Origin of the sequence: Paraburkholderia terrae, assembly GCF_002902925.1 — a bacterium.
Lineage (GTDB): Bacteria > Pseudomonadota > Gammaproteobacteria > Burkholderiales > Burkholderiaceae > Paraburkholderia > Paraburkholderia terrae.
This window is the reverse complement of sequence record NZ_CP026112.1, coordinates 496,209-508,774: the sequence shown is the minus strand read 5'-3', so window position 1 is coordinate 508,774 and position 12,566 is coordinate 496,209. Positions and strand designations below refer to the sequence as shown.

Here is a 12,566-nt window from a genome sequence, read left to right as displayed (position 1 = left end):
TTCGTTAGGTTTACAATATGCGTCACAATCCGGGTTGTCAACACCGAGTAGTCATGCGGAGAACCGTACAAATGCGGAACGAATCGAACTCAGGCTCCAGGGAGCGGATCCTGGCGGCGGCCACGAAGATTGCTCAGGCCCACGGCTACAGTGGATTGAATTTTCGGGATCTCGCGGAAGATGTTGATATCAGACCCGCTAGCATCTATCACCACTTCACGAACAAGGCCGACCTCGGCGCAGCGGTGGCACGACGGTATTGGGAGGACTCGGCAGCGGTTCTTGAAGCTCTCCAGGCCGAATCCCCGGACCCGTTGCACTGCCTGCACCGCTATCCCGAAACGTTTCGCAAGGCGCTGGAAAACGCAAATCGCATCTGCTTGTGCAGCTTCATGGCTGCCGAAAGCGATGACCTTCCCGGTGAGGTGATGCAGGAAGTCCGAACCTTCGCTGAGGTGCACATCGCTTGGCTGAGCAAGGTTCTCTCAGCGGCAGGGGTTGTTGACTCAAAAGGAAGTGATCCACGGGCCCGCGCTATCTTCGCCGCCGTAGCTGGCGCACAGCTCATTGCGAGGAGCCGTTCGGATGTCTCCCTCTACGACACACTGATCGACGGCTATCGTGCTGCCGGACTACTTCCTGCCTAGCACGCTTGTGAATTGCGTGAGCGACGCGAGCGTCGCAAACGGTTTTGAGTTGTCAACGATCGACTCACGGCAGCCGACCGGCCGCTTGGGGCCGAACTCGGCCAAATAGCGGAACGCAACGCAAGCGTGCTCGCTCCCTGCCGAGACCAGCATACGAGATTCAGCTAAGTGGCGAATTATCTGTCGGTATCCAGATCGTCGATGTCGCGTCAAAAAACTGATCTGGTCCTCCCTTGGGCGGCCAGACGCCATCAGCGTATGACTTCGCACGGATCGCGATGCGCTCATCGAGACTTTCCCACGGCCAGATGTGGGTGATGCGAGGAGCGCCATCAAGCGCATACATGTTGACTGTCAGGGGCGAGCGTTTCGAGCGCTCAGGCATCGCGGCCTTCCAGGCTTCAATAGTCGGCTCAAGTCCACCCGGTCGAAGCCAGTAAGTGCGGAATTCGTAGTATTTGCCGAAGGACCCCGGCTCTACCGGAGGAAGAAACGAAAACCCGGCGTAACTCTCCATCTCGATCCGACAGTCGCTGGTAGTTGCTCCGAAAGGATTCGAGTGATGAAGCGCACGTTCTCGTTCATACGCCAGTTCGTGAGCGTCATTGAATCCCCGCAGCATCCGCAGACTGCCAAGCGGACCATTTTCGGAGGTCCATGCGCCGAGCCAATGACCCGATATTTCGGAGCGGTGGAGGTAAGCCTCCGCGTTCTTGATAACCTGAGGCAGTTTAAGGATGTGCGAGGACAAAGTAGTCAGTTCGTAAAACATGTCCAATCTCCATGGTGTTTCGGACGACCGTCAGCGTCCGATTGATGACCAGATTAGACTGAGACGTTCTCACGCGGTATTCCCAATCCGTTCACACGCTCCGTCAAAAATTCGCTATGTTCGACTGGCAAGATTTGCGGTACTTCCTCGTGCTCGCACGCACTGGATCACTCTCTGGTGCTGCCAGTGAGCTTTCTGTTGAGCACGCGACGGTCGGGCGTCGCATAGCATCGCTCGAGGCGACGCTCGGTTTGAAACTCGTTCATCGGCTACCCCGGAGCACCCGACTAACGGAAGATGGAATGGTCGTTGCCGAACTCGCCGTCAGGATGACGGAAAGCGCACAGGCAATCGACGGATTTGCACTTCGGACCTCGGCAGTGATGTCCGGGTCGGTGCGGATCAGCGTTCCGCCTACGATCGGCAATTTTTGCATTGCCCCGTATATTCAGGAATTCCGCGAGCGCCATCCGTCCTTGAAGCTCGTTATGGCGAGTACCCCGGAAATCGCGCCGCTTGACCGAGGTGTTGCGGATATCGCGATTCGAATGTTCAAACCACAAGAGGCGAGTCTACTTTCGCGCCGGGTTGGTGCGATTCGCTTCGGCTTATACGCAAGCCGCGCCTATGCGGCACGCCCTCCCGCACAGTGGGCATTCATCGCCTATGACGCGTCGTTGGACCACGTGAAGCATCAGGTCTGGCTGCGCCGATTTCTCGACGGCAGACCCATCGTGTTCGAAACGAGCGATGTTATCGCACAGCAGATGGCCGCGCGAAACGATGTAGGGGTTGCGATTCTACCGACGATGCTCGGCGGGCGCGACGCAGAGCTCGTCAGGCTAAGCGTCGATGTCAACCCGCCCGACGCAGCATTGTGGCTTGTTACTTACCCCGATCTGCGGCGCACGCCGGCTATCCAGGCGGCTATGGCATTTCTGGCGGAGTGCATTGGTCGCGAACCGCAGTTGAAATCGCAATGACGCGTTGTAGGGGCTATCCTTGGCCGCAAAAATAGGGCGGCCCATAAATTTTCCCGCCTGAACGAGAAGCTTTCACGCCACGATAACTGCTCTTTATCACGGTAGTCAGGCCCACCACAGTGGGTCATCGGACCGCTGTCGACCCGTTGCCGTCGTCCGACCCCGAGCGGCCAAAGCGGCGGCTTACGGGGGTATAACGGCCAGTCGGCGTCACACCACTTCGTTAACCTGCATAACGGATTGCGGCGCAACACGCGGCACTTTGGGGCCAATAAACGCAATGCCGCTAACTCTAGTTATCATCGGTGCGGCTTCCGGATTTTGCAGTCCGCCGAGCCCGCGAAGGCCAGGCAGTGCCTAGGAGGTGACATCATGTCCAGCCGGAGACGATGGTTCCTGCCGGTGGCCATCGCGGTCAACCTCACAGTGGCGGAGCTTCTGGTCGGCACCGGCGGACGGAAGTGTGCAACCGTGCTCCCGACATTGCTGACTGGCTTGATGCATTGTCGTTGTCCTTGCGGTTAGATCAGAACAGTTCGCCCAGGCTGGCATCGATCAGGCAGTCGCTAACCCCGACCGAAAAACCGTCGAGCGTGTTCCTTTAAACCAGTACGTCTTGCCCTTCTCGTGACCTCGCCGCCGCAAAGGCGGCGGTGTAATCGCGCCGACCTGGGCAACGACGATCAAGCGCGCTGCGCCAATGCGATCTTCCCGTCGACGAGACGATTGATTCGCCACGGGTTGCCCGTTTTCAACGACTCGGGCAGCAGCGCCTCCGGCATGTCCTGATAGCTAACCGGCCGCAAAAAGCGGCGGATCGCGAGGCTGCCGACCGAAGTCGAACGACCGTCGGCGGTGGACGGATAAGGACCGCCGTGGACCATCGCATGCGCGACTTCGACGCCCGTACCAAAGCCATTGACGAGCACGCGGCCCACGCGTCGCTCCAGTGACGGAAGGAACGAACGCGCCGCTGCGTAATCGGCTTCATCGATCTGCAACGCTGCCGTCAGCTGTCCTTCCAGCGACTCGATCAGTTCACGCATCGTGTGCAGATCTGGGCAACGCACGATCAATGACGCCGCGCCGAAAATCTCTTCCTGTAATTCCGTTTGCTCACGAAACGCGGCGGCGCTTGTCACAAAGAGCGCGCCTTGTCCCTTGTTCGCGCCGGTCGCAGGCTGCGCGCGCGCCACCGTCTGCACCTGCGGATGTTCGGCGAACTTCGACACCGCCGTTTCAAACGCCCGATGAATGCCGGGCGTGAGCATCGTTGCGGCCGGCGCCCGTCTCAGCGCCTCCGAAGCCGCAGCCACGAAGCGATCGAGTGCGGGACCTTCCACCGCGAGAATCAAACCCGGGTTCGTGCAGAACTGCCCGGCACCGAGCGTCAACGATTGCACGAAGGCCTGAGCGATCGCTTCGCCGCGCTGCTCAAGCGCATGCGGAAACAGCAACACCGGATTGATGCTGCTCATTTCCGCATAGACCGGCACCGGCTCGGGACGCGCGGCGGCGACTGCCATCAACTCCATTCCCGCATGGCGCGAGCCGGTGAATCCGACCGCCTTGATGCGGGGATCGCGAACCAGCCCCTGGCCGATTTCACGGCCGCTTCCGAACAGCAGCGAGAAGGTCCCCTCTGGCATTTCGCAGTCCTTCACCGCCTTCTGCACGGCCATGCCGACCAGTTCCGACGTGCCGGGATGCGCGGCATGGGCCTTGACGATCACCGGGCACCCAGCGGCCAGTGCGGAAGCGGTGTCGCCCCCTGCCACCGAGAACGCCAGCGGAAAATTGCTGGCACCGAACACCGCGATGGGGCCGAGCCCGATGTGCCGCAAACGCAGATCGACGCGCGGTGCCGGTTTGCGCTCGGGCTGAGCCGGATCGATGCGCGCTTCGAGAAAGTCGCCTGCTCGCACGACACCCGCGAACATCCGCAACTGGCCCACCGTTCGCGCGCGTTCACCTTCGATTCGCGCGCGCGGCAAGCCCGACTCCGCGGCGCAGCGCTCGATCAACGCATCGCCTGCTGCGAGGATGTTGGCCGCGATCGTCTCCAGAAATTCCGCGCGGGCTTCGAGCGTGGTTTCGCGGAAGATATCGAAAGCGGACCATGCCAATGCACACGCTGCATCGACGTCTTCGAGCGTCGCGCCACCGAAGCCCGGCTCTAATCGTTCGCCGCTCGCCGCGTCGATGGCATACGACACGCCGTTCGTTCCGCGTCGCACGCTCTGGCCAATCAACAAGTTCCCTGCGATGTTCATTTTCATTTCCTTGATGGGATAAGTCGACGCCCTGTCCCGGGCGTCGTTATTCACTCGACTGTGCTCGCGTCGCTGCAATTTCGACCTCGCAGCACCTTCACGGAATGATTTCAAACCGGCTGGCAAGCGTCAACGCTTTGGACATGACAGCTCGTTATAGCGCTATAAGAAGCTCTCAATTTAAAGGCTATTGGATGATTTCTATACTGACTTTCTGCTTAATTTGGAAAGTACTCGTTCATGTTTTATGAAATGCGAACCTATACGGTTCAACCAGGAAAGCTGAAAGAATATCTTCAGAACTTCGAAGCGGAAGGCTTGCCCATCATTTCGCGTCACGCGAAGCTGATCGGCTGGTGGTACACGGAAGTCGGCACATTGAATCAGGTCGTGCATATCTGGGCATGGGAAAGCCTCGACGAGCGCGTTAAGCGCCGTGCTGCGCTGCTCGAAGATCCGAACTGGATGAACAGGTTCATCGCAAAGGCCACGCCGCTGCTCATCGATCAGGAGTCCCGCATCATGCTGGCCGCCTCCTTCTCGCCGATCCGCTAGGCAAGCATCCGTCAGGCAACAACTCAAAGGCAAGCCACTTCGTGCTTGCTTCAACAACCAAGGAGACAATCATGTGTGTGCCCAACCCCAAAGGCAATCCAGACGTCAAGCAACTGCTCGAAGGCTTGCCCAGAAACTGGGGCAAGTGGGGACCCGACGACGAAGTCGGCGCGCTGAACTATCTTCAATCGGCGGAGATTCTGCGCGGCATCGCCGCGGTGCGACAGGGCAAGACATTCACGCTGCAAGTCGACATCGGTCATGCTAAAGGCGAGCCGCTATTTCCCGGCCGGCGCCCTTCGATGCGCATGAACGTGCTCGATAAAGGCCATTTTCTGGCAGGCAAGGCACACTTCGACGGTAACGTCGAATATGCCGACGATGTGATCTTCATGCATGTTCAAGGATCGACGCAATGCGACGCACTCGGCCACGTCTGGTACGACGACACCCTCTGGAACGGCTATGACGCGATGAGCACCGTCGGTGGCCTGGCGCGCGCCAGCATTCTGCCGATCGCCGAGCGCGGCATTGCCGGCCGCGCCGTGCTGATCGATATGGCGCGTCACCGCAACAAGCCCGTGCTCGACAAGGGCGAAACGTTCGACCATCGGGATCTGCTCGATGCCGCGCGCGCGCAGGGCGTGACCATCGAGCCGCGGGACATCCTGCTGATCCGCACCGGCTGGATCGGCTCGTTCTACGAGCGCGACGCGGATGAGTTCTATCAGGACTATATGGAGCCGGGCTTGACGTTCAGCCGTGAACTCGTCGAGTGGTTTCGGGAGATGGAAATTCCTTGTCTCGTGACGGATACGATGGGCAACGAAGTCACTGTCGATCCCGTGTCGGGCGTGATGATTCCGCTGCACAACGCGCTGATGCGCAACCTGGGCGTCGTATTTACCGAGGTCGTGCTGCTCGACGAACTCGCAGGCGACTGCGAACGCGACGGTCAATGGCAATTCCTCTATACGGCTGCACCGCTGAAGATCGTTGGCGGCACGGGTGCTCCCGTCAATCCTCTCGTCATCAAATAAGCACGCGTAGCGCGCATGCCCCGGTTGTCAGGCATGCGCGCTACGTCAGCCGCAGTCCGTGCGTCAGAAGGTGCCCGGATAGGCGCCGCCGTCCAGCAGCACATTCTGACCCGTCAGATATCCGGCCTGCGCGCTGCACAAGAAGGCGCAGAACGCCCCGAACTCCTCAGGCGTTCCGAAGCGCCCAGCCGGAACGATCTGGCGCTTCGCTTCCAGCGCCGTGTCGTAGCTCTGACCATGCGCATCGGCCGCTGCTCGCGTCGACTGACGCAAACGGTCGGTTTCGAACAGCCCCGGCAGCAGATTGTTGATGGTCACATTGGCCTGCGCAATACGCTTTTGCCGCGCCAGTCCCGCGACAAAACCCGTCAGCCCCGAACGCGCACCGTTCGATAGTCCCAGCACGTCGATCGGCGCCTTCACCGCGCCCGAAGTGATATTGATGATGCGGCCGAAGCCCCGCTCGGCCATCCCGTCCACGGTTGCCTTGATCAACTCGATCGGCGTCAGCATGTTCGCATCGACTGCGGCGATCCAGTCCTCTCGCGACCAGTTGCGAAAATCGCCCGGCGGCGGGCCACCCGCGTTGTTCACGAGAATGTCGATGTGAGGCGCCGCCGCCAGTGCAGCGGCGCGCCCTTCGCTCGTCGTGATGTCACCGGGCACGGTCTTGACCGTGACCGCGGGATTGAGCATACGCAGCGCGTGTGCGGTCGCCTCGAGCGCGTCACTGCCGCGTGCCGTGATGACGACGTTTACACCCTCCGCGACCAGCGCTTGTGCGCAACCTTTTCCCAGACCCTTGCTTGCCGCGCACACCAGCGCCCACCGACTTTTGATGTTCAGATCCATCCAGCTTGCTCCTTGATTTAAACGATTGCCGTCTCAGCGCGATCCTGCGACTCGCCCAGGCTGCCGCGCGACAGCAGATCATGACGACGCTGAAAAAGATTGTGCCGGCCGATTTCACCGATCGTTCGCACGCCCGACAAGGCCATGCTGACGTCGAGTTCGCTTTGCAGTATCTGCAGCATTCGCGTGACGCCGGCCTCGCCCAATGCGCCGAGTGCGTACATGAATGCACGTCCGACCATGGTGCCTTTCGCGCCCAGCGCGAGCGCCTTCATTACGTCCTGCCCGCTGCGAATGCCGCCATCCACCCATATTTCGATCTTGTCGCCGACAGCCTCGACTATCGCCGGCAACGCTTCGATGCTGGGCGGCGCGCCATCCAGTTGCCGCCCGCCGTGATTGCTCACGACGATGGCATCGGCGCCGATCGATGCGGCCATGCGCGCGTCCTCGACGCTCAGGATGCCCTTCAGCACGAGCTTGCGATCCCAGCCGCGCCGGATGGCGACGAGATCGTCCCAGCCGAGCGTCGGGTCGAATTGTTGCGCCACCCACTTGCTGATCGCGATGACGTCGTCGCCGCCCTTGACGTAGCCCGCCAGATTGCCGAAGGTTTTGGCGCCGCGCAGCGCACGCATCATCCAGCCTGGCTTCGACGCGAAATCGAGCAGGTTGGAAGCCGTGAGACGCGGCGGAACAGTCATGCCGTTCTTCAGGTCCTTGTGCCGCTGGCCGTTGATCTGCAGATCCAGCGTGACGACGAGCGCCGAACAGCCAGCCAGCTTCGCGCGCTCGATCAGCGACGCATTGAAGCCGCGGTCGCGCATCACGTAGAGTTGAAACCAGAACGGTGCGGCGGTATGACGCGCGACATCTTCGATCGAGCAGATGCTGACCGTCGACAAGGTGAACGGCACGCCGAAGCGCTTTGCGGCAAGCGCGCCGAGCATCTCGCCGTTCGCCCATTGCATGCCGGCGAGGCCGGTTGGCGCGATGGCAACGGGCATGGTCACTGGCTGACCGATCATCGTGCTGGCCGTGCTCCGGCCTTCGACATTCACGGCCACTCGCTGCTGCAGCTTCAGGTCGTCGAACGCGCGGCTGTTCTCGCGGTACGTCGATTCCGAATAGGAGCCGCTATCGACATAATCGTAAAACGCCTTCGGCACGCGCTTCTTCGCCATCAGACGCAAATCCTCAACACACGTAATGACTGACATTCGATCCCTGCACCTTGACTGTCTATCGGTTTGAAACTGCTGTGATATGGCTGCTGCGCTCGCTGCCGTTCAGTCGGCCGCCTGCACGGTTGCAAGCACGGCACCCTCTTCGTGCTCTTGCGTGACGCTCACGGGCCTGCGCACCATGACCATGTATGCAACGGCGGAAAGCAGCGCGACGGCGGCGCTCACGATCAGCGCGTTCACGAACGAATGCGTGCGGTCCACCACAAGGCCGGTGACGATCGGCGCAGCCGATCCCGCCAGGAAACCGCCGAAGTTCTGGATGCCGCCGAGCGACGCCACGGCGTGACGGGGCGCGGCGACACTCACGAGCGACCATGCGCCGCCGGATGCCATGTTGAGGAAGAACATCGCCACCGAGATGTACACGATGGCCATCCAGGCGGAAGGCGTCAATGCAGCCGGGACGGTGGCCGCCGCCGCGCCGACGAGCCCCACGCAGATCGGCCACTTGCGGCTCGTGATCGGCGCCATGCCTTTGCTGTAGAGCCAGTCGGCGATATAGCCGCTTCCCACCATGCCGAGCGTGCCGACCAGGTACGGAATCACCACGACCCAGCCCGCGCGCGCGATGCTCATGCCGCGTTCGTGCTCCAGATACGCGGGCAGCCAGGTCAGATACAGCCACACCATGTAGATGACGCCCATGAAGCCGAACAGCATGCCCCACGTCGTGCGTTGCGCGAAAAGATTGCGCCACTGCGCGCCGTTCAGCGGTGCTGCGTTGGGTTCTTCCTGGGCACCTTCGGCGAGATGGGCCTGCTCGTCGGGTGTCAGCTCCACTTCACTGCGGTTGCGATACACCGCGTACCAGCCTAGCGCCACCAATATGCCGAACACACCCGTGACGATGAACATCTCGCGCCAGCTGAGGGTCAACATGAGCGCAGTGAGGATCGGCGGCGCAATCGCGGGGCCGATCGTCGACGAGGCCACGAAAATCCCCGTTGGAGCGCCGCGATCACGCAGCGCGAACCATTCGCCGATCACCTTCGCGCCGGCAGGAAACTGCGGCGCTTCGCCGATGCCAAGGCACATCCGTGCGAGGAAAAACTGCTGGATGCCATGTACGAAGCCAGTGCACAGCTGCGCGCCCGACCAGAGCAACATGCCTGCGCCGAGCATCAGCCGTGCGCCCAGACGATCCAGCAGGACGCCGACCGGCAACTGCGCGAATGCATAGGACATCGAAAACGCGGAAAGCAACAGACCCATTTGCGACGCGCTAAGCCCCATTTCGCCGCTAATGGTGCTGTTGGCTACCGATAGCGCGCTACGGTCGAGATAGTTGACGCAGCCCGCCAGCGTCAAAAAGAAAATGGAAATGCGCTGGATACGACGCAGCTTTTTGCTCGCCTGCATGTTGAGTGTCTCCGGTTGATTTGTTGGAGTGCCGTCTGCGCGGCACTGAGTCAGTCAGATGCGATGCATCAGAGCGATGCTTCCAGCATGGCGCGGTAATCGCCATCGGACGCTTCGCGGGGATTGGTCTTGTGGCTGTGGTCCTTGAGTGCGCCCCTGATGATGTCGGGGAACATCGCGGGCGTGACGCCCAGTTGCGCGAGGCCGGTCGGCAAGCCGAGCCGCTGCGTCATGGTCCGCACTGACGGCGCCACCTCCGCACCGTTGCCAAGCCCCATAACGGTTGCCATGCGGTTGAGCTTGTCCTCGTCGCGCACGGATGGCGCGTGCTGATTGAATTCGAGCACCGCGGGCAGAAAGATCGCGTTGAGCGTGCCGTGATGCAGGCGCGGATTGATGCCGCCAAGCGAATGACTCAAGCTATGCACGCAGCCCAAGCCTTTCTGGAATGCGAGCGCGCCTTGCATCGATGCGCTCATCATGTTCAGTCGCGCCACACGGTCACCCGGTTCACGCGTCGCGCGCTCGATGTGACGCCATGCGCGCCACAGTCCGTCCAGCGCGATGCCGTCGGCGGGTGGATTGAACGCGCTCGCGAGGAAGGTCTCGATGCAATGTGCGATCGCGTCCATGCCGGTCGCCGCCGTCAACGCGGGCGGCAAGCCCAGCGTCAGATCCGGATCGCAGATCGCCACGCGCGGTACCACGAACGGCGAGATCACGCCGACCTTGCGGCCGTCGTCGAGAATCAGAATGGCGCCACGCCCCACTTCGCTGCCGGTGCCCGCTGTCGTGGGCACGGCAATCACGGGCGCGGTTTTCGTGGTGATGTTCGTCGCGCCGCCTTCGATCACGGCGAATCGTTGCAGCGGCCCTTCGTGAGTCGCGCAAACGGCAACACCCTTGGCCAGATCGATCGCCGAACCGCCGCCCACGGCGACGATGCCGTCGCAGTCTCCCGCGCGATAGGCCGCCACCGCGTCGCGCACCGCAGCCTCGTTGGGGTTCGGCGGCGTGCCGTCATAGATCGGGACGGGCGCCGTGCCAGCGAGCGCGTCGAGCACGGTATCGATGATGCCTGCTGCCCGGATACCTCTGTCCGTGACGATCAACGGCCGCCTGATACCCACTCGCTCGCATTCGCTGCTAAGCAAACGGATCGCACCGTAGTCGAACTGAATCTGCGTGATGTAGTTGATGAGAGACATGGGAATGAGCGTCAGTTATAGTGGCTGTGGCGCCTCGGCGCCGGACTCCAACGGCCCATAACCGGACCGTCGCGTTGATGCTGGCGCTTTTTAGACGCCGTGTGTGGGCCAGTATAAGGAGGCGCCCATTTCTCAGTAATTGAGAAGATTTGATACAGATATAACTTTCCCTCAACCTTCATGACACCGCCGCTCAATTCCATCATTTCCCGCCTGCATCTGAAGCAACTGCGACTCCTGATCGCCCTCGGGGATCACGGGTCGTTGCTGAAGGCGGCGCAGCAGGTCGCGCTCACGCAGCCGGGCGCCAGCAAGGCCTTGCAGGAAATCGAAACGACATTCGGGACACCGCTGTTCAATCGCACGAACCGGGGACTCGAGCCCAACGAAGCGGGACGCTGCGTGATTCGCTACGCACGCCTGATCCACACCGATCTGTCGCACATGCGTGAAGAGATCGTCGGGATCATGCGCGGCCAGGGCGGCCGTGTGGCGGTCGGTGTGATCATGGGCGCCGTGCCGCTGCTCACCGATGCGATCAGTTCGCTGATCGCGCGAAACCCCGAAATCTCGGTCGAAATCGTCGAAGACACGAGCGCAACATTGCTCAGCCAGATCGACGAAGGCCGGCTGGATCTGGCGATCTGTCGCACGACGATCAGTCAGACGCCGCAGCACTACGAAACCACGCGGCTGCAGGGGGAAACGCTCGCAGTCGTGGCCAATGTGCAGCATCCGCTGCGGCGCGCGAAGAAGGTCAGGCTTCAGGACGTCGCGGAATACCGCTGGGTGGTGTATCGCGCGAACATGCCGATGCGGCTATTGCTGGAGCGCGAGTTTCGCGAAGCCGATCTTCGCTTCCCCATGCATCTGCTCGAAACGACGTCTGCATTCGCCACGCTCGCGCTGCTGCAGAGCAATCCGTCGTTCGTCGCGCTGGTGTCGATCGACGTCGCGCAGTTTTTCGCCAGTCACGAGATGACGTGCATCCTTCAGCTGCATCTTGCTTCGCGTAGCGAGCCTTATGAACTCGTCACCCGAAAAGGCGCGCAGCTCTCGCCCGGCGCGCGACAGCTGATCGAGGAGCTGAACGCCAAACATGGCGGCGAAGCGTAATGCCGTCGGGTGCCCTGCGTCCCGCGTGATGACGGGCCCGGATGCCTGATAGTGCGTCATCGGGCCCGAATCCACGCAAGTTACGCGATGCCTTTGTCGGCGAACGATGCCGCCAGCGCGCGCAGACCGTCGCGATAGATACCTTCGAAAAGCCTCGATGCTTCGTCGTCGCTCACACCGGTCGGCGTGAACTCACCGCTCCAGTCGACCAGCGATGCACCCGCCTCTTCGCTCTCACGCACCTGCAGCGTCGAGCGATAGCCCGTGACGGGAAACGGCGCTTCGAGAATCGAATAGGTATAGCTGCGCGCGCGGTTGTCGAAGGCTTCCAGACGCTCGACGATCACATCCCCGGCCGGCGTGGCAAGACGCCGCACACGTCCGCCTTCGCTCAATTCGCTCGACGGAATGTAGGGCAGCCAGTCCGGCAGCGAGTCGAAGCCGCCGATCAGTTGCCACACCTTGTCGGGCGAAACGGGAATGCGGATCGACGCATTGGCTTGGGCCATGTCAG

Annotated in this window: 12 protein-coding genes and 1 pseudogene; 6 read left to right on the top strand and 7 right to left on the bottom strand. The window is 61.4% G+C overall.

Features of this window, described 5'->3' with window-relative positions:
- The first annotated feature begins 71 nt into the window (after positions 1-71).
- Complete coding sequence (locus C2L65_RS18405) at positions 72-647, top strand: TetR/AcrR family transcriptional regulator (protein WP_042304679.1); 576 nt, start codon at positions 72-74, stop codon at positions 645-647.
- 160 nt (positions 648-807) lie between these two features.
- Here C2L65_RS18405 and C2L65_RS18400 read toward each other — a convergent pair whose 3' ends face one another.
- Positions 808-1,419, bottom strand: a complete 612-nt coding sequence (locus C2L65_RS18400; RefSeq protein ID WP_042304764.1) for an NIPSNAP family protein — start codon at positions 1,417-1,419, stop codon at positions 808-810.
- 116 nt (positions 1,420-1,535) lie between these two features.
- Here C2L65_RS18400 and C2L65_RS46610 point away from each other — a divergent pair.
- Positions 1,536-1,661, top strand: a pseudogene (locus C2L65_RS46610) (helix-turn-helix domain-containing protein); the annotation flags it as partial.
- Positions 1,662-1,721: 60 nt separating this feature from the next.
- Positions 1,722-2,402, top strand: coding sequence for a LysR substrate-binding domain-containing protein (locus C2L65_RS18395; protein ID WP_233446613.1), 681 nt, complete (start codon positions 1,722-1,724; stop codon positions 2,400-2,402).
- A 683-nt stretch (positions 2,403-3,085) separates the two neighbouring features.
- Here C2L65_RS18395 and C2L65_RS18390 read toward each other — a convergent pair.
- Positions 3,086-4,675, bottom strand: coding sequence for an aldehyde dehydrogenase (NADP(+)) (locus C2L65_RS18390; protein WP_042304765.1), 1,590 nt, complete (start codon positions 4,673-4,675; stop codon positions 3,086-3,088).
- Positions 4,676-4,915: 240 nt separating this feature from the next.
- On the opposite strand from C2L65_RS18390, the gene C2L65_RS18385 reads away from it, so the two are divergent.
- Together C2L65_RS18385 and C2L65_RS18380 are read left to right on the top strand one after the other, a co-directional pair.
- Positions 4,916-5,230 carry an NIPSNAP family protein gene (locus tag C2L65_RS18385; RefSeq protein WP_009770001.1) on the top strand — a complete coding sequence of 105 codons (315 nt, stop codon included), beginning with the start codon at positions 4,916-4,918 and terminating at the stop codon, positions 5,228-5,230.
- Between the two features lie 71 nt (positions 5,231-5,301).
- Complete coding sequence (locus tag C2L65_RS18380) at positions 5,302-6,270, top strand: cyclase family protein (RefSeq protein WP_007740930.1); 969 nt, start codon at positions 5,302-5,304, stop codon at positions 6,268-6,270.
- A 63-nt stretch (positions 6,271-6,333) separates the two neighbouring features.
- Here C2L65_RS18380 and C2L65_RS18375 read toward each other — a convergent pair whose 3' ends face one another.
- From C2L65_RS18375 to C2L65_RS18360, 4 genes are all read right to left on the bottom strand, one after another.
- The gene (locus C2L65_RS18375; protein ID WP_042304681.1) at positions 6,334-7,122 is read right to left on the bottom strand and encodes an SDR family oxidoreductase; all 789 of its coding nucleotides are present in this window, start codon (positions 7,120-7,122) and stop codon (positions 6,334-6,336) included.
- A gap of 17 nt (positions 7,123-7,139) precedes the next feature.
- Entirely contained in the window at positions 7,140-8,342 is a 1,203-nt protein-coding gene (locus C2L65_RS18370; protein ID WP_081920730.1) for an alpha-hydroxy acid oxidase, read from the bottom strand.
- A gap of 69 nt (positions 8,343-8,411) precedes the next feature.
- Positions 8,412-9,728 carry an MFS transporter gene (locus tag C2L65_RS18365; RefSeq protein ID WP_042304683.1) on the bottom strand — a complete coding sequence of 439 codons (1,317 nt, stop codon included), beginning with the start codon at positions 9,726-9,728 and terminating at the stop codon, positions 8,412-8,414.
- Positions 9,729-9,796: 68 nt separating this feature from the next.
- Entirely contained in the window at positions 9,797-10,936 is a 1,140-nt protein-coding gene (locus C2L65_RS18360) for an iron-containing alcohol dehydrogenase (RefSeq protein WP_042304684.1), read from the bottom strand.
- 180 nt (positions 10,937-11,116) lie between these two features.
- On the opposite strand from C2L65_RS18360, the gene C2L65_RS18355 reads away from it, so the two are divergent.
- Complete coding sequence (locus C2L65_RS18355; RefSeq protein ID WP_042304685.1) at positions 11,117-12,052, top strand: LysR family transcriptional regulator; 936 nt, start codon at positions 11,117-11,119, stop codon at positions 12,050-12,052.
- A gap of 80 nt (positions 12,053-12,132) precedes the next feature.
- Here C2L65_RS18355 and C2L65_RS18350 read toward each other — a convergent pair whose 3' ends face one another.
- Complete coding sequence (locus C2L65_RS18350) at positions 12,133-12,561, bottom strand: SRPBCC family protein (protein ID WP_042304686.1); 429 nt, start codon at positions 12,559-12,561, stop codon at positions 12,133-12,135.
- Positions 12,562-12,566: the final 5 nt, after the last annotated feature.